Genomic DNA, 16,814 nt, shown 5'->3' on the forward strand with positions numbered 1-16,814 from the left:
CCGCCGGGGCAGGGGATCAGGATGACGCAGGACGAGGACGGTATGGCAGACAAGACGGACGGGGCGACCGAGGCGGCCGCCGGGGCCCCCGCTGATGGGCAGGCCGCCGGCGGGCGGGCGCCGTCCCGGCGTTCGCTGCTCGGCTGGGGCGGTGCGGGGCTGGCGCTCGGCGCGGTGGCGGCCGGCGGTACGGCCGCGGCGCTGCGGGCCGGCAACGACGTCCAGCCGGCCGGCGCGGACGCCACCGCGGGCGCCGCGGTGGCCTTCCACGGCCCGCACCAGGCGGGTATCGCCACCGCCGTCCAGGACCGGCTGCACTTCGCCGCGTTCGACGTCACCACCGACGACCGTGACGAGCTGATCGCCCTGCTCAAGGAGTGGACGAAGGCCGCCGCCCGGATGACGGCCGGTGACGCGGTCGGTGACGGCGCGGTCGGCGGGCTGGCGGAGGCGCCGCCGGACGACACCGGTGAGGCGCTCGGTCTGCCGCCGTCCCGGCTCACCCTCACCTTCGGCATCGGCCCGTCGCTGTTCGAGAAGGACGGCAAGGACCGGTTCGGCATCAAGGACCGGCGGCCCGCGGCGCTGATCGACCTGCCGCAGTTCCCCGGCGACAACCTCGACAAGTCCCGCAGCGGCGGCGACCTGTGCGTCCAGGCGTGCGCGGACGACCCGCAGGTGGCGGTGCACGCCATCCGCAACCTCGCCCGGATCGGCTTCGGCAAGATAGCCATCCGCTGGTCGCAGCTCGGCTTCGGCAAGACGTCCTCGACGACGCCGGACGCCCAGACCCCGCGCAACATGATGGGCTTCAAGGACGGCACCCGGAACATCGCGGGCACCGACACCGCCGCGCTGGACAAGCACGTGTGGGTCAGCGACGGGGACGAGAAGGGCAAGGCCGGCTGGATGGCGGGCGGTTCGTACCTCGTCGCGCGCCGCATACGGATGCACATCGAGACCTGGGACCGCACCTCGCTCAAGGAGCAGGAGGACATCTTCGGCCGCAACAAGGGCGAGGGCGCCCCGGTCGGCCGAAAGAACGAGCGTGACGAGCCGCACCTGAAGTCGATGCTGCCGACCGCGCACGTCCGGCTCGCACACCCCGAGTCCAACTCCGGGATCCGCATCCTGCGCCGCGGCTACTCCTTCACCGACGGGACGGACGGACTGGGCCGGCTGGACGCCGGGCTGTTCTTCCTCGCCTACCAGCGCGACGTACGGCACGGTTTCGTGCCGCTGCAGCAGAAGCTGTCGCAGAACGACGCGCTCAACGAGTACATCCAGCACGTGGGCTCCGCGGTCTTCGCGGTCCCGCCGGGCGTCCGGAAGGCGGACGACTGGTGGGGCCGGGAGCTGTTCGCCTGACACCGCCACCGAAGAGATCGCCGTCCACAACGGGCGGCCGTATGAAGGAAGGGAAGGGACCGGCGTGTTCGGCAACTACCTGATCGGACTGCGCGAGGGGCTGGAGGCCAGCCTCGTCGTGTGCATCCTCATCGCCTACCTGGTCAAGACCGGCCGGCGGGAGGCGTTGCGCCCGGTCTGGCTCGGCATCTCGCTGGCCGTGGTGCTGTCGTTCGCGTTCGGTGCGGCGCTGCAGTTCGGCTCGCAGACCCTGACGTTCAAGGCGCAGGAGGCGCTCGGCGGTTCGCTGTCGATCATCGCGGTGGGTCTGGTGACGTGGATGGTCTTCTGGATGCGGCGCACCGCGCGGCACCTGAAGAAGGAGCTGCACGGCAAGCTGGACGCGGCGCTCCAGATGGGGACCGTGGCCCTGGTGGTCACCGCGTTCCTGTCGGTGGGCCGTGAGGGCCTGGAGACCGCGCTGTTCATCTGGACCGCCGCGCAGTCCGCCAACGACGGCGTACGGCCGCTGGTCGGGGCGCTGCTGGGGCTGGCGACCGCGGTGGTGCTGGGCTGGCTGTTCTACCGCGGTGCGGTGCGGATCAACCTCGCGAAGTTCTTCACCTGGACCGGCGGGATGCTGGTCGTGGTCGCGGCGGGCGTGCTGGCGTACGGCTTCCACGACCTGCAGGAGGCGGCCGTGCTGCCCGGGCTGGGCTCGCAGGCGTTCGACATCAGCGCGCAGATCCCGGCCGACAGCTGGTACGGCACCCTGCTGAAGGGTGTCTTCAACTTCCAGCCGGACCCGACCGTCCTCCAGGTCACGGTGTGGGCTCTGTATCTGATCCCCACGCTCGGCCTCTTCCTCGCCCCCGGTAGGGTGGCGCCGAATCGTGCCACCCCGGCGGCCACCCGGCCCGCCCCGGTCGCCCCGAAGGAGCCCGAGCACCATGACACGCAGGTCGCCGTTCCGGGTGCCCGCAACAGTGACGTCGGCAGCGACGGCGCTGGTGATACTGAGCGGCTGCATGACGGTGCACGGCGAGCGGGAGATGCTGCCGGCGGTGACGAAGGCTGACGGCGCCAAGGCGCTGCAGCGCTTCACGGCCGGCTTCAACAAGGCCAAGCGGCAGCTCGATCCGGAGCTCAACCCCTCGTTCGAGGGCGGCGCACTGCTCGCCCTGGACCAGGCGGGGATAAAGGCGGCGCACGCGCTGAAGCCGCAGGGCGACCCGGCCTACCCCGCCCTGGCGTTCAAGGACGCGCACTTCACGATCCCCAAGCAGGCGGGCTGGCCGAAGTACTTCATCGCCGACGCGGCCAGCAACCGCAAGGCGGCCGACGGTTCGGCCAGCCGCTGGTTCCTGGTGTTCAGCCGCAACGGCATCAAGGAGAAGTGGCGGGCGGTCTACCTGGCGGAGTTCGCCGGCAACAAGGCGCCGGAGCTGAAGACGGACCAGGACGGCTTCGCCGAGGCGGTGCCGGCCGGTGCGAAGTCCGGGCTGACGGTCGATCCGGGCAAGCTGAGCCGGACGTACGCCGACTACCTCAACACCGGCAAGGGCAGCACCTTCGCGTCCGGCCCGAACACCGACGGCTGGCGGGCCCGCCGCGCGCGGGACACCAACCAGCCGGGCGCCCGCATCCTGTGGGAGGACACCGCGGCCGACTACCCGCCGGTGGCGCTGCGGACCACGGACGGCGGCGCGCTGGTGTTCTTCTCGACCTTCTACCACCAGCAGAAGACGGTCTCCACGGGGTCGGTGATCACGGTGCCGGCCCAGTTGCAGGGCCTGATGGACGGGCCGACGAAGAAGACCAACCGGATGGCCTTCACCACCGTCTCCGCGCAGGCGGTGACGGTGCCGGCGAAGGGCTCCGGGGGCAAGGTCACGGTGCTGAACCGGCGCGAGGCCAAGACGTCGGTCAAGCCGCTGTAGGCCGGCCGGGAGCCGGCCGACGGACCCGCGTGCACGCGATACGGACAAGGGGCCGCCGGGGTGTTTCCGGCGGCCCCTTGTCCGTACGGCGGGGGTCGTGAGGGGGCGCGGGGGCGCGGCGGTCAGCGGCCGATCGGCCAGGCCGCGGTCTCGTGATAGTGCTCGCGGTCGGCGCGCTCGTTGAACTCCGCGCAGGCGTCGGTGAGCGATTCCAGCAGCGTCAGCGGGTCGGGCAGCGGGAGTTCCGGGCCGCGCAGCCAGGTCACCGCGGGCTGGTCGCCGGGGAGGGTCGAGGGCGGCAGGAGGACGTAGCTGCCGCGGCAGTGCCAGCGCAGGCCGGGATGCTCGTCCATGGTCTCGGGGTGGCAGTCCAGCTCACAGGGCCACCACTCGTCCTCGTCGTCCGGGGTGCCGCGGGTGGCGGTGAAGAACAGCATCCGGCCGTCGCCGAAGCCGCCGCCGCTGAGGGTGATCGGGCCGACCTCGATGCCGGCCGCCTCCAGTCGTCCGAGGGCGCTGCGGCCGGCCTCGACGGGCACGTCCAGGACGTCGTGGGCGATGCCGGTGGCGGTGATGAAGTTGGCCTGCGGGAGGGTCCGGACCCAGGCGGCGACCTTGTCGCGGTCGGTGGTGGCGACGGTCTGCCAGCCGAAGGAGATGGGGTGGCGTCCGGGGGTGGGACAGCCGATGCGCTCACAGGAACAGCCGTAGCCGGAGGGGTGCGCCGCCGGGGCGATCGGGAGGCCCGCATCGGCCGCGGCCAGCAGCAGGTCCTCGCGGCCGCGCGCGGCAACCGATCCCGTGTCCGTATCGCCGCCGTCCGATCCGCTCTTCGGCCGGCGCAGCCACTGGGAGAACCTGCTCTTGCGTTCCATCTATCCCCTCACTTCGAGCGGTGGTCTGGGATCAATGCTGCCACCATCCTGCGCCCGGGGTGACCGGTGTGCGGATCCGGGGTGAACGGAAGGGGTGCGAATACCGGCATTTCCGGCCATCACCGGCAGGTCGCCGCGTTCGCCGGGCGCTCGGCCGGCCGGGTCAGTCCCGCGGCCGCAGACCACGCAATGCCTGGTCGACGAGGGTGTCGACGAAGGCGTGGGTCAATTCGCCGGTGCGCATCAGCCAGCGCTGTGAGAAGGGACTCAGCACCATCTCGGCGGCCACCCGTACGTCGATGTCCGCGGCCACCTCGCCGGCCTCCTGGGCCCGCCGCAGCCGGTCGACGTAGAGCAGGATGCCGGGCTCCAACAGCCGGGTGACGAAGGTGCGGGAGAGTTCCTCGTCGCTCGCGCCGGCCGCGGCGAGGGCGCGGTAGGGGGCCTGCCAGGCGTGGTCGTTGAATTCGTCGGCGGTCGCGCGGAGCACGGTCTTGAGGTCGGCGGCGAGATCACCGGTGTCCGGGAGGCCCTTCTCGTAGTCCTCGTCGGCGCCGGCGGTGAAGGCGTCCAGGAGGACCGCGGCCTTGGAGGGCCACCAGCGGTAGATGGTCTGTTTGCCGACCCCGGCGCGGGAGGCGATGCCCTCGATCGTGAGCTTGTCGTAGCCGACCTCGCCGACCAGCGTGAGCGCGGCGTCGAAGATCGCCTGCCGGGAGCGCTCACTGCGGCGGGAGGAGTCGGGGGTCTTGGCGCCGGAGGCGCCGGCGGAGGGGGCTGAGGTGGGGGCCATGCGGTGAGTGTAGCGACAGCTAGGCGAGACGTATCGTCTTGACGAGACGATACGTCTCGTGCATCCTGGAACCCGTTACGCGAGACGAAGCGTCTCGCTACATCGGTGCAACAGAGGAGGAACCCATGAGCAAGGGCAACGGAGACGGCATGCTCGGCGTCGGCGGCACCCGCAGCAAGCTGTCGCGCGGAGCGCTGCGCGGCGGCGCGGGCGGCGGCCGGGGCGGTACGGACCGCGCCCGGACGCAGGCCCAACGGCAGGAACTGTTGCGCAAGTTCCAGGAACGAGCGGCCGGAAAAGGATGAGACCGCCCGGGCCCGGCGTGCTCAGGCGCCGGGCCAGGTGTCGCCCCAGGCGGCGTCCCGGGCCTCGCGGTACTGCGTGCCGTGCCGCTTGGTGACGGTGGTGCGCCGCAGCCCCTCGTCCGTGGTGCACAGGTCGAGGAGGACCTGTCCCTTGCGGAGCTGCGGTTTGCGGACGATCCGGGCGGGGGCGGGCTCGGCCGGCAGGACGGTCGCGGCGACGTAGGAGAACTTCTCGTCCTCGTACGGCAGCGCTCCGCCCTTGACCTGGCGATGGAGGGAGGAGCGGCTGACCCGGGCGGAGAAGTGGCACCAGTCTTCGCCGACGACGATGGGGCAGGTCCCGGCGTGCGGGCAGGGGGCGACGATCCGCAGGCCGGCCTCGATGAGCTGGTCGCGGGCCTCGCGGATGCGGAGGTAGCCGTCGGGGGTGCCCGGTTCGATCAGGACGACGGCGGTGGCGGTGGCGGCCGCGGCGACCACCGCGCGGCGGTCCTCGGGGCGGAGCTCGCCGAGCACGTAGGAGACGGTGACCAGGTCCGTGCCCTCGGGGACGGTCAGTCCCGCGCCGATGGTGCCGCGCCGCCAGGTGGTCTCCGGCAGGACGCCGGCGGCGAGTTCGGCGCCGAGGTCCAGGGCCGGCTGGGCCCAGTCCAGGACGGTGCTGTGGTGGCCCCGCCAGAGGGCGGCGGTGGCCCAGGTCGCGGCCCCGGTGCCGCCGCCGATGTCGAGGTGGGTGGCCGGGGACCAGTCCGGAACGCGGACGGCGAACGCGGTCAGCGCGGCACGGACCGCCTCGAAGGTGGCCGGCATCCGGTAGGCGGCGTAGGCGGCCACGTCCGCGCGGTCCCGCAGGACCGGGGCGTCGGTGGGGGTACGCCCCCGATAGTTGGCGATCAGCCGCTCCACGGCCTGCGCGGCCTGCTTGGGCGGCAGACCGTCGAGCAGACCGGCCAGTGCGGCGCGCAGTTCGTCGTGCATCGACGAAATTCTACGTACGTTTCCGGCTGGTCCGCCGTGGGGGTTGCTGTTCTTCCGCCTTCGGCGGGCGTGGGGGTTGGGCCGGGGGGCGCTCGGTTTCGTCGGGGTTCCGGGTGCGGTCCTCCGGGGGCGGGTTTTCGGACTGCTTCGCTTTACGCTCCGCTGGCGCTCCGCCTTCGCTCCTTATTGGGCCCTTGGAAGCGAAGCCCGAAAACCCACCCCGCCGAAGGCGGGAAAAGACAGCAACCCTCACGGCGGGCCAGCCGACAACGTGCGGCGAGCGTCAGCCGACCGCTCGCGCCAGGCACGTGGCGGCAGTGGCCCGCGGGCCACTGCCGCTGGTGCGGCGCCGTGGGTGGACCGTGTTGGCGAGCAGGATCAGGAACGTGTCGGTGGCGCGGTCCAGGACCAGGCTCGTACCGGTGAAGCCGGTGTGGCCGGCCGCGCCGCGGCCCGCCAGCTCGCCCATGAAGTACGGCTGGTCCACGACGAAGCCGAGACCCGGCGGGTCGAGCAGGGCGTCGACCGCGGCGGGCCCGAGGATCCGGGTGGTGCCGTACGCGCCGCCGTTGAGCAGGGTGCGGCACAGCACGGCCAGGTCCTGGGCGGTGGAGAACAGGCCCGCGTGGCCGGCCACCCCGCCCAGCGCCCAGGCGTTCTCGTCGTGCACCTCGCCGCGGAGCATGCCGCGGTTCGCCTTGGCCCAGGGCCGCCGCTGGTCCTCGGTCGCCGCCACGCCGTGCGCCGGCAGCGGACCGTAGCGGGTCGAGGTCATGCCGAGCGGGCCGGTGATCTGCTCGCGGACCAGCGCGTCCAGGCGGCGCCCGGTGCAGCGCTCCAGGATCAGCGCCAGGGCGATGAGGTTGAGGTCCGAGTAGCGGTGGCCGGCACCGGTGCCGCCGCTGGGGGCGGCCGCCTCCCGCCACAGCAGCGCCAGTTGGGCGGCCCGGTCGGGGTGGTCGTAGAAGGGGAGCTCGGGGGCGAGCCCGGAGGTATGGGTGAGCAGCTGCCGGACGGTGCGCCCGGGGGCGAAGGCCGGCAGATGGGCCCGGACCTCGTCGTCGAGGGAGAGGCGGCCGCGTTCGGCCAGCTGGACCGCGGCGATCGCGGTGAAGAGCTTGGTGAGCGAGGCCAGGTCGAAGACGGTGCCGGTGCGCATCGGCTCCCACAGGTCGCGGGGCAGGTCCAGGCCACGGTCCCGCCCGGGGTCGTACGCCCGGTAGCGGTGCGCCCAGCCGGCGGCCTCCTCGGCGGCCACGACCGGGCCGCGGCCGGCCAGCACCACGACCCCGGGGCTCCACGGCGGCCGGCCCTCGGGCAGCTCCCGCACCCCGTGCACCAGCCGCTCGACCCAGGCGGGGTCCAGTCCCGCCCGGGCCGGGGTGCCAGAGGTGAGTCGCGGTGCGTTCAGAGTGCGGTCCTCCCGCCGGAGCTGCTCTCCCCCTTACGCTGCCACGGACGGCACAGTCCCAGGAAGCTCCCGAGCGCCAAAACGGCGCAGGAGAGCTGGACGAGTGCCATCGGCACGGCCGTCCGCTCGCCCGCGATGCCCACCAGCGGCGAGGCGATCGAGCCGAGGAGGAAGGTCGAGGTGCCCAGCAGGGCGGAGGCGGAACCGGCCGCGTGCGGGGTGCGCAGCAGCGCCAGGGTGTTGGTGCTCGGCATGACCAGGCCCATGGCGGCCATCAGCACGAACAGTCCGGCGGCCATCGGGAACAGCCCGACGTGTCCGAAGACGCCGGAGGACATCAGCAGCAGCGCGCCCGCGGCGAGCGCGATCACGGTCAGGCCGGCGCCCAGCACCTTGTCCAGGGCGACCCGGCCGACCAGCACCTTGCCGTTGAGCTGGCCGACCGCCACCAGGCCCACGGAGTTGATGCCGAACAGCAGGCTGAAGACCTGGGGCGAGGCGCCGTAGATCTCCTGGACGACGAACGGCGAGGCCGAGATGTACGCGAAGAGGGCGGCGAAGGCGAAGGCGCCGACGAGCAGGTAGCCGGAGAAGACCCGGTCGGCGAGGAGGTCGCGCATGGTGCGCAGGGCCTCGCCGATGCCGCCGGGGTGCCGCCGGGCGGGCGGCAGGGTCTCCGCCAGGCAGCGCCAGACCAGGAGGGTGAGGGCGAGGCCGACGGCGGTGAGGACGACGAAGACGCCGCGCCAGTCGGTGACCTGCAGGATCTGTCCGCCGATGAGCGGGGCGACGACCGGCGCCACCCCGGAGATCAGCATCAGGGTGGAGAAGAACCGCGCCATCGCCACCCCGTCGTAGAGGTCGCGCACCACGGCGCGGGCGATGACGATGCCGGCGGCGCCCGCCAGGCCCTGCAACAGCCGGAAGGCGATGAGGAGTTCGGCGTTGGTGGCGATCACGCACAGGGCGGTGGCCAGGACGTAGACGACCATGCCGGCCAGCAGCGGGCGGCGGCGTCCCCACTTGTCGCTCATCGGGCCGACGATCATCTGGCCCAGCGCCATGCCGGCGAGGCAGGTGGTGAGGGTGAGCTGGACGGTGGCGGCCGGGCTGTGCAGTGCGGCGGTGACCTGCGGTAGGGCCGGCAGGTACATGTCCATGGAGAGCGGCGGGACCGCGGTGAGTCCGCCGAGGACGAGGGTGACGAGGAGGCCGGTGCGGCGGGACGCGGCGGGAGGTGGTGCTGTTGCCGCGTCCCGCCCGGCTATCGCGGGGGTGTCCGAGGTGTCGGCCGGACTGGTGCCGGGCTCCGTCATGTGCGTCTCCATGGGTACGTGGTGAGTGCAACCATGGTGTCATGCCCGGAGCGGCTCCGGACCCCTTACCGGATATGCCATTGGACCTAGGTCCGAAGGTCCCCTCAGGCCGGCTTGAGGCCCGGGTCGCCTGCCTCGGTGACGAAGGACGCGGCCGTCCGCACCGGCGCGCCCGGGGTGGTGACGGCGGAGACCGTCCGGTAGTCGCCGCGGGCGGTGTCCCGGTCCAGGGTGACCGTCACATAGCCGCGGCGGCCGTTGTAGAACTTCAGGTGCGGGTTGGCGGCCATGTACGTGGCCCAGTTGGCGGGCTTGTCCGCGCCGTCCTTGCCGCTGGCGATGGAGGTGGTGACGAACTCCACGCCCGCGGTGCGCGATCGGGGGTCCGCGAAGTCCTTCTTGATGTCGAAGGCGTAGTGGACGTGCACATCGCCGGTGAGCACGACGAGGTTGTCCGCGCCGGCCGACTCGGCGCCCGCCAGCACCCGTGCGCGGGAGGCCGGGTAACCGTCCCAGGCGTCCATGCTGACCTGGTAGCCGGGGCCGGTGGCGTTGCGCCGCTCGGAGAACGCGACCTGCTGCGGCAGCACGTTCCAGCGGGCGGTGGACTGCCGCCAGCCGTCGATCAGCCAGCGCTCCTGGGTGGCGCCGGTCAGGGTCCGCTTCGGGTCCGTGGACTCCGGGCCCGGTGCGTGCCAGCCGTCGCCGTAGGCCTGGTCGGAGCGGTACTGGCGGGTGTCGAGGATGTCGAACTGGGCGAGCTGACCGTAGTGGAGGCGGCGGTAGAGCCGGGCGTCCGGGCCGTGCGGCCGCTGCGGGCGGCGCAGCGGCTGGTTCTCCCAGTACGCGCGGTAGGCGGCGGCCCGGCGGACCAGGAACTCGGCGGGCGGGAGGTCGTCCTCGCTGATGTCGGAGGCGTAGTTGTTCTCCACCTCGTGGTCGTCCCAGGTGACGATGAAGGGGTGGGCGGCGTGCGCGGCCTGGAGGTCCGGGTCGGACTTGTACAGGGCGTAGCGCAGCCGGTAGTCCTCCAGCGTGACCGTCTCGCGGTGGAAGCGGTCGGGCAGCGTGCGGTCGGTGTACCTGCGGGCGCCGCCGGCCGCGTCGACCGGGTACTCGTAGAGGTAGTCGCCGAGGTGGAAGACGACGTCGAGGTCCTCCTCGGCCAGGTGCCGGTAGGCGGTGAAGTAGCCGTCGTGGTAGGCCTGGCAGGAGACCGCGGCGAGCTTCAGCCGGGAGAGGTGGGCGCCGCGGGCCGGCGCGGTGCGGGTGCGGCCGACCGGGCTGATCCAGCTGCCGGCCCGGAAGCGGTAGTAGTAGACCCGGTCCGGGGCCAGGCCGGTGGGCTCGATGTGCACGGAGTGGTTGAACTCGGGGTGGGCGTCGGCCCGGCCGTGACCGGCGAGCCGCGCGAAGCGTTCGTCGTAGGCGACCTCCCAGCGGACCGTGACTCTTGCGTTCGGCATGCCGTTGCCCGGCTCGTACGGGCGCGGGGCAAGGCGGGTCCACAGCACGACCGAGCCGGGCTGGGGGTCGCCGGAGGCGACGCCGAGGGTGAAGGGGTTCTCGGTGAGCTTGCGGGCGTCGGCCTCGGCGGCGTGCGCGGCGCCCGCGGCCGGGAGGTTGGTGGTGAACGCGAGCGCGGCGGCGGCCCCGGTGACGGTGAGGAAGCGGCGCCGGCCCACGTGTGCTGCGGCGGCCCTGATCTCCTGCTCGTACGGTGCGGTGGGTGTCATCTGGCCCTCCCCTGGCGGCGGTTGCTGCCGACGATTGGAGGGCCGCGGGACGGCGGGCCGCTGACCCGGGTACGACGCAGGCATGACAGCTCGATGATGGTTGGTCCGGCACCGGACGTCGTCGGACAATCACGGCACGCGGCACGCACCACCGGCTCTCCGTAGGATTCGGGACATGGCTGAACTGATGGTGCGCGACGGCACGTGGAGCTTCGACGGAGAGGGCATACGCATCGTGCCGGGGAGCGAGCGCGGGGTCCACAAACTCCGCCAGGACCTGGGCGAGTTGGCGGTCCCGCTGGTCGCGCTGGCCGGCATCGCCCACGAACCGGGCCGCAAGGGCGGCCGGCTCCGGCTGCGGCTGCGGGACGGCGCCGACCCGCTGCTCCAGGTCACCGGCGGCGGGCTGCCGGACGATGCCAATCCGTATCAGCTCGCCGTGGACGCCGCGCGGGTGGACGTCGCCGAGTACTTCGTGGACGCGGTCCGGCAGGCGCTGCTGCTGGAGCAGGTGCCGGACGGGCCCTGCGACCGCTATCTGCTGCCCGGTCCGCCGGTACCGCTGACGGCCTCCGGGATCGACGGCGTCGCCACCTTCGACGGGGAACGGGTGCGCCTGGAGTGGCGCTGGAACACCAGTGAGACCAAGCGGCAGTGGGGTCCGCAGGACTACGACCTGACCGGCCTCGAAGCGGTGGAGTGGCGCCCGCCGGTCGGCCTGGAGTCCGGCTTCCTGCGCTTCCGTCCGCGCGGCGCGAAGGAACGGCTCAAGCCGGAGCACGACCCGAACTCCATCGAGCTGTGGGGCTTCAAGAAGGAGAGCGGCACCACCGCGCTGCTGGCGGCCGCGGTCACCGCCCGGCTGCCGCACCCCTCGGCGCCCGCCGCCCAGGCCCTGCCCGCGGCCGCTCCGGCCGTATCCGCGGTGGCGGCCGCACCGCCCGCGGGCGGGCCCCCGCCTGCCGCCCTGGCCGCCGCCCCCGCCGACGACCACGACGCGCTGCTGCGCCGGCTGCGCGAACTGGGCGAGCTGCACCGCGACGGCATCCTGACCGACGAGGAGTTCGCCGCCACGAAGGCGGCGGTGCTGCGGCGCTTCGACACCGGCGGCTGAGTCGCCGCGGCGGGCGCCCGGTTCGCTCCCCGCCGCCGTTTACGCTGCCGCCATGGCACAGAACACACAGCGGGCAGGGGCAGCACAGGCGACGCCGGTGGCGCGGGCCGGGCACGTGGGCGGCACGGCGACCGCGCCCCGGCCCACCCTGCCGGCACCGGCCACCCGGGGCGGGCCGACCCCGCAGACCGCGGCGGCGGCCCAGGAGGCACGGGAGGGCGGCGCGGCGCCCCGTAAGGTCGCGGTGGTCACCGGCGCCGGATCCGGCATCGGGCGGGCGGTCGCCCAGGCGCTGATGCGCGCCAACTGGTCGGTGGCGCTGGCCGGCCGGCGCGCCGAGGCACTGGCGGAGACCGCCCGCCTGGCCGGCCTGACCGAGCCGACCAGCCCCGCGGTCGTGACCGTGCCGACCGACGTCACCCGCCCGGAACAGGTCGACGCGCTGTTCGCGGCGGTCCGCGACCGGTTCGGCCGGCTCGACCTGCTCTTCAACAACGCCGGCACCTTCGGCAAGGCGGTGCCGCTCACCGAGCTCTCGTACGACGACTGGCGCGCGGTGGTCGAGGTCAACCTCACCGGTGCGTTCCTCTGCGCCCAGGCCGCGTTCCGCACCATGCAGGAGCAGGAACCGCAGGGCGGCCGGATCATCAACAACGGTTCGATCTCCGCGCACGTCCCGCGGCCGCACTCCGTCGCGTACACCGCCACCAAGCACGCGATCACCGGGCTGACCAAGTCGCTGTCCCTGGACGGCCGTCCGTACCGCATCGCCTGCGGCCAGATCGACATCGGCAACGCGGCCACCGAGATGACCGGCCGGATGGAGACCGGGATCCTCCAGGCGAACGGGCAGACGGCGGTGGAGCCGGTGATGGACGCCGCGGACGTCGCCCGGACGGTGGTGCACATGGCGGAGCTGCCGCTGGAGGCCAATGTGCAGTTCGCGACGGTGATGGCCACCACCATGCCCTACATCGGCCGGGGCTGACCGGCCGTCGGCCCGGCGGCCGCCACACCGCCTCCACCGGACCGTTTCCGTCCGACCCCTGCCCTCCGGTCGCTTCCGGTGGCACGCTTACCTCTCACCGCACCACTCGTCTGCCGGACCGCCGCCTGCGGCGGTCCTCCCCCGCGCTCCGAAGGAGCAGGGGGATCCCCACCCGCGGCCGCGCGCCCGGCGTGCGCGGCCCCCGCAGAAGGAGTTACGCGTGAGACGAAACGACCGTGGCGGAACGGCAGTTGACGGCATAGCGGCGCGGCGTCCGGCGCGCGGGTCCCGGGCCGTCCTCGGCACCCTGACCGCCGCCGGTACGCTGCTGGCCCTGCTGCTCCCCACCGGCCCGGCCGGCGCCGCCACCCCGCAGAACTCCCACCGCTCCGCCACCCCGCAGCGCACCGCCGCCGCCTTCTGGACCGCGGCGCGGATGCGGTCCGCCACCCCGCTCGACCTCGCCGCACCGGCGCGGCAGCACCGCACCGCGGTCCCGCGCAGCGCCCCGCTCACCGTACGGCCGACACTCCCCCGGTTGCCCGGCCTGCCGTCCCTCCCCGTCCTGCGGCCCACCGCCGCGGCCCAGCCGGGCGGGCCGTGGGCCGGCGGCGGCGCCGTCACCAAGACCGCCGGCCGGGTGTTCTTCACCTACCAGGGCCGTACCGCCTCCTGCTCCGGTGACGCGGTGACCAGCGCGAACAAGAGCACCGTGGTCACCGCCGGGCACTGCGTGAAGCTGCAGGGCGCCTGGCACACCAACTGGGTCTTCGTGCCCGGCTACCACGACGGCCAGGCCCCGTACGGCAAGTGGTCGGCCGCCAAGACGCTCTCCACCCCGCAGTGGACGGCGAGCGAGGACATCAACTACGACGTCGGCGCGGCGGTCGTCGCCCCGCTCGACGGCAAGAAGCTCACCGACGTCGTCGGCGGGCAGGGCCTGTCCTTCAACTCCGGCTACAACAAGACGATGTACGCCTTCGGCTATCCGGCGGCGGCCCCGTACGACGGCACCAAGCTGATCTACTGCAGCGGCACCACCATGAAGGACCCGCTGTTCTCCAACGACCACGGTCTGTCCTGCAACATGACCGGCGGTTCCAGCGGCGGCCCGTGGTTCACCTCGTTCGACGAGAAGACCGGCACCGGGCTGCAGTCCTCGGTGAACAGCTTCGGCTACCAGTTCCTGCCCAACACCATGTTCGGCCCGTACTTCGGCGACGACGCCAAGAACCTGTACAACACGGCGCAGTCGTCCTGACCGGCGGGGCGGGCGGGGTCTACTCCCCGTCCGCCACTCCGGTCGTCACCGCCCGGCCGACCTCCTCGTAGCCGCCGGCGACCAGCGCCGAGGCCATCACGACGAGTGCTACCAGGGCACCGAAGATCAGGAACGGGCGGGCCCGGTAAAGGAGTTGGCGGCCGCGCCCGGATCCCCGCCCGGTGCGCGGCTGCGGCCGCCGCGGTCCCAGGGCCCCTGGGCCCATACCGCGCCGCCACCCCAGGGACCGGCTGATCCGCCGCTTCCAATAGACCAGCCGGTAGTAGTGCTTGAGCACCGCAGCCCCCACCCGTACAAACACCCGTTCCGTACACCCATTCGAGGGAAATCCCCCCGAGAGTACCGGCCGCGGAACCGCTCCACCGCACGATCGGGCAAGGCGGTGGAGCGGCCCGGCGGGCCAGTGGGTCCGCGGGTCAGTGGGTCAGTGGGTCACCATCTCCCGCAGGGAGGCGAGGAGTTCGACGCCGTTCGGGACACCCAGACCGGTGCAGGGGTCCCAGCCGGGGGTGGCGTCGAAGTCACCGTTGGTGCCGTCGGTGACGTCACGGAAGCCGCGGGCGGTGTGCCCGGGGGTCGCACCGGCGTACAGCAGCGGGTGCAGCATGCCGAGCGGGCGGCCGAGCGCCTGGACCAGCCGGCAGGTCAGCGCCGCCCAGAGCGGGGCGACGGCACTGGTGCCGCCGATCACCGAGCGGTGGCCGTCCACCAGTACCTCGTAGCCGGTGGCCGGGTCGGCGACACCGGAGACGTCCGGCAGGCCGCGGCCCGGACCGCTGCCGTTGTGCGGCACACCGGCCGTGGTCTGCCAGGACGGCAGCGGGAACGCCTCGCTGACGCCGCCCCCGGTGGCGCCCCCGCCGTCGCCGCCCCACACCACTTCGCTGCGCACCAGACCGGAGTCCGGGTCGGCGTCCAGCCGGGTGCCGCCGCAGGCCAGGGCGTGCGGGCTGGAGGCCGGGAAGTCGGTGTGCGGCAGGCCGTCACCGACGCCGTCACCGCTGCCGTCGTCGCCGGCCGCGGCACACACCGTCACACCCAGCGCCGCCGCGTCCGCCAGCGCCTCGTCGAAGACGGCGCGGGCCTGGTCGGTCCAGAACGGCTCCGCGGCGCCCCAGCTGATGCTCAGCGCGGCCGGGGTCGGGGTGTCGTGGACGGCCTGGGTCACCGCGTTGACGAAGCCCTGGTCGGTGTTGTGCGCGAAGTACACCTTCTGCTCGGCGCCGGGCGCCAGCGCACCGGCGACCTCGATGTCCAGCAGCACCTCGCCGTCGGCACCGTGCGGATCCCCGGTCGGCCGGTTCTGGGCGGTGCCGACGCTGACCGCCGTCACCTTGGGCATCTTCGGCAGCCCGAGGGACCGGAAGTACTCCTCCAGCTCGTCCTGGGTGAACCCGCCGCCGAGTTCGACGATCGCCAGCGTCTGCCCGCTGCCGTCGGTGTCCGGCGGGAACTGGTACACGCCGGCCAGCTGCGAGGGCTTGTACGAGGTGTGGCGGGCCCGGGCCCGGGCGTGCCGGATGTGGGGCCGCGCCTGCGGGCGGTCGTCCAGGCCGAGCACCGCCACGACCACACCGTCCAGCTCGGCGGGCAGTTGCAGCGGGCCCTCACGGTGCCGGTGCTCGACGAGCTCGCCGTGGGTGGGGTCAGGGCTGGCCACCCGGGACAGCTGGGTGCCGAACGCGGCGGCCATCTGGTCCGCGGTGCCGGACACCTTCATGCGTCTCGATGCCAGGTCGACCTCGTTCACGTCGACGCCGTGGCGGCCCAGCACCTCGCGTACGCGGTCGGCGTCGGCCTGGTCGGCGCCGTACCGCTGCGCCAGCTCGGCCTGCGAGATGGTGTCCGGCCCGGTGATCAGATCCCGGGGGACCTCGGCCCGCCGGCGCAGCATGATCGTCGCGTGCACGGGGGTGGAACCGTCGAGCGAACCGGCGGGGCGCGCCTTGGGCGCGGCAGCCCGCTCACTGCCAGGAATGGGTACAAATCGTTCATTCATAGCACAAAGTATCGACCCGATCACGCTACGTTCGCATGTCGAACGGGGGCGGGCCCGGTCGGGTGGCGCGGGCCCGGTCGGGCGCCACGCGCGGCGGGTCGGATCCCCGGCTGCCGGGCGGGCGTAGGGTGCCGCCCGGGAGGACCGCCATGCGAAAGATCGTCCTGATGATGTCGATGTCCCTCGACGGCTTCATCGAGGGGCCGGACCACGACATCTCCTGGCACGTCGTCGACGACGAGCTGCACCAGCACTTCAACGACGAGCTCAGGACGATGGGCGGCCTCCTGGCCGGCCGCGTCACCCATGAGCTGATGGCCGGTTACTGGCCGACCGCCGACGCCGATCCGGACGTCGGCGGGCCGGAGGCGGAGTTCGCCGGGATCTGGCGGGAGATGCCCAAGTTCGTGTTCTCCCGGACGCTGGAGCGGGCCGACTGGAACACCACGATCGTGCGGGACGTCACGGTCGAACGGATCAGGGAGCTGACCGCGCAGCCGGGCGGGGACCTGGCGCTCGGCGGCGCACACCTCGCCGCGTCCTTCCTGCGGCTCGATCTGGTCGACGCGTACCACCTCTGCATCCACCCGGTCCTCATCGGCCGCGGCACCCCGCTCTTCCCCGACCCGGACATCAGGACCCGCCTCGAACTCACCGGGACCCGGACCTTCGGCAACGGCGTCGTACTGCTCCGGTACGCCCGGAACGGCAGGCCCGAGGATGCCTGAGG

The 16,814-nt window shown here is 73.0% G+C and carries 16 protein-coding genes; 8 read left to right on the forward strand and 8 right to left on the reverse strand.

Annotated features, from left to right (window positions below; all coding sequences use genetic code 11):
• Positions 1 to 42: 42 nt before the first annotated feature.
• The 3 genes from efeB to AB0E02_RS05235 all read left to right on the forward strand — a co-directional run bounded on the left by efeB (position 43) and on the right by AB0E02_RS05235 (position 3,287).
• Complete coding sequence (efeB, locus tag AB0E02_RS05225) at positions 43 to 1,368, forward strand: iron uptake transporter deferrochelatase/peroxidase subunit (protein ID WP_362136779.1); 1,326 nt, start codon at positions 43 to 45, stop codon at positions 1,366 to 1,368.
• Positions 1,369 to 1,432: 64 nt separating this feature from the next.
• Positions 1,433 to 2,425 (forward strand): iron uptake transporter permease EfeU, encoded by a 993-nt coding sequence (gene efeU, locus AB0E02_RS05230; protein WP_362136177.1) that lies wholly within the window; start codon positions 1,433 to 1,435, stop codon positions 2,423 to 2,425.
• Entirely contained in the window at positions 2,412 to 3,287 is an 876-nt protein-coding gene (locus AB0E02_RS05235; protein WP_362136179.1) for a hypothetical protein, read from the forward strand. The genes efeU and AB0E02_RS05235 overlap by 14 nt, the downstream gene beginning before the upstream one ends.
• 122 nt (positions 3,288 to 3,409) lie before the next feature.
• On the opposite strand, the gene AB0E02_RS05240 is transcribed toward AB0E02_RS05235, so the two are convergent.
• Both AB0E02_RS05240 and AB0E02_RS05245 read right to left on the reverse strand, forming a co-directional pair.
• The gene (locus tag AB0E02_RS05240; protein ID WP_362136181.1) at positions 3,410 to 4,162 is read right to left on the reverse strand and encodes a bifunctional DNA primase/polymerase; all 753 of its coding nucleotides are present in this window, start codon (positions 4,160 to 4,162) and stop codon (positions 3,410 to 3,412) included.
• A gap of 163 nt (positions 4,163 to 4,325) precedes the next feature.
• Positions 4,326 to 4,955 carry a TetR/AcrR family transcriptional regulator gene (locus AB0E02_RS05245; RefSeq protein ID WP_362136183.1) on the reverse strand — a complete coding sequence of 210 codons (630 nt, stop codon included), beginning with the start codon at positions 4,953 to 4,955 and terminating at the stop codon, positions 4,326 to 4,328.
• Between the two features lie 125 nt (positions 4,956 to 5,080).
• Here AB0E02_RS05245 and AB0E02_RS05250 point away from each other — a divergent pair, with 125 nt between their 5' ends.
• Positions 5,081 to 5,260, forward strand: a complete 180-nt coding sequence (locus AB0E02_RS05250) for a DUF6243 family protein (protein WP_362136185.1) — start codon at positions 5,081 to 5,083, stop codon at positions 5,258 to 5,260.
• Positions 5,261 to 5,281: 21 nt separating this feature from the next.
• Here AB0E02_RS05250 and AB0E02_RS05255 read toward each other — a convergent pair whose 3' ends face one another.
• The 4 genes from AB0E02_RS05255 to AB0E02_RS05270 all read right to left on the reverse strand — a co-directional run bounded on the left by AB0E02_RS05255 (position 5,282) and on the right by AB0E02_RS05270 (position 10,701).
• Positions 5,282 to 6,238 (reverse strand): small ribosomal subunit Rsm22 family protein, encoded by a 957-nt coding sequence (locus AB0E02_RS05255; RefSeq protein ID WP_362136187.1) that lies wholly within the window; start codon positions 6,236 to 6,238, stop codon positions 5,282 to 5,284.
• A 283-nt stretch (positions 6,239 to 6,521) separates the two neighbouring features.
• The gene (locus AB0E02_RS05260; protein ID WP_362136781.1) at positions 6,522 to 7,604 is read right to left on the reverse strand and encodes a serine hydrolase domain-containing protein; all 1,083 of its coding nucleotides are present in this window, start codon (positions 7,602 to 7,604) and stop codon (positions 6,522 to 6,524) included.
• 41 nt (positions 7,605 to 7,645) lie between these two features.
• Entirely contained in the window at positions 7,646 to 8,965 is a 1,320-nt protein-coding gene (locus tag AB0E02_RS05265; protein ID WP_362136189.1) for a multidrug effflux MFS transporter, read from the reverse strand.
• A 104-nt stretch (positions 8,966 to 9,069) separates the two neighbouring features.
• Positions 9,070 to 10,701, reverse strand: coding sequence for an alkaline phosphatase D family protein (locus tag AB0E02_RS05270; RefSeq protein ID WP_362136191.1), 1,632 nt, complete (start codon positions 10,699 to 10,701; stop codon positions 9,070 to 9,072).
• A 175-nt stretch (positions 10,702 to 10,876) separates the two neighbouring features.
• Between AB0E02_RS05270 and AB0E02_RS05275 the strand changes: the two genes are divergently transcribed.
• The 3 genes from AB0E02_RS05275 (at position 10,877) to AB0E02_RS05285 (ending at position 14,064) form a co-directional block, all read left to right on the forward strand.
• Positions 10,877 to 11,815, forward strand: a complete 939-nt coding sequence (locus AB0E02_RS05275) for a DUF4429 domain-containing protein (RefSeq protein ID WP_362136193.1) — start codon at positions 10,877 to 10,879, stop codon at positions 11,813 to 11,815.
• 52 nt (positions 11,816 to 11,867) lie between these two features.
• On the forward strand, positions 11,868 to 12,803 hold the full coding sequence (locus AB0E02_RS05280; protein WP_201807941.1) for an SDR family oxidoreductase: 936 nt from the start codon (positions 11,868 to 11,870) through the stop codon (positions 12,801 to 12,803).
• A 220-nt stretch (positions 12,804 to 13,023) separates the two neighbouring features.
• Entirely contained in the window at positions 13,024 to 14,064 is a 1,041-nt protein-coding gene (locus AB0E02_RS05285) for a peptidase (RefSeq protein ID WP_362136196.1), read from the forward strand.
• Between the two features lie 19 nt (positions 14,065 to 14,083).
• Here the strand turns inward: AB0E02_RS05285 and AB0E02_RS05290 are convergent, their stop codons facing one another.
• The gene (locus AB0E02_RS05290) at positions 14,084 to 14,362 is read right to left on the reverse strand and encodes a hypothetical protein (RefSeq protein WP_362136198.1); all 279 of its coding nucleotides are present in this window, start codon (positions 14,360 to 14,362) and stop codon (positions 14,084 to 14,086) included.
• Between the two features lie 147 nt (positions 14,363 to 14,509).
• Positions 14,510 to 16,084, reverse strand: a complete 1,575-nt coding sequence (locus AB0E02_RS05295; RefSeq protein WP_362136200.1) for a S53 family peptidase — start codon at positions 16,082 to 16,084, stop codon at positions 14,510 to 14,512.
• Between the two features lie 149 nt (positions 16,085 to 16,233).
• Between AB0E02_RS05295 and AB0E02_RS05300 the strand changes: the two genes are divergently transcribed.
• Positions 16,234 to 16,812, forward strand: coding sequence for a dihydrofolate reductase family protein (locus AB0E02_RS05300; RefSeq protein ID WP_362136202.1), 579 nt, complete (start codon positions 16,234 to 16,236; stop codon positions 16,810 to 16,812).
• Positions 16,813 to 16,814 lie beyond the last annotated feature (2 nt).

Source organism: Streptomyces sp. NPDC048196 (assembly GCF_040652715.1).
Taxonomy (GTDB): domain Bacteria; phylum Actinomycetota; class Actinomycetes; order Streptomycetales; family Streptomycetaceae; genus Streptomyces; species Streptomyces siderophoricus.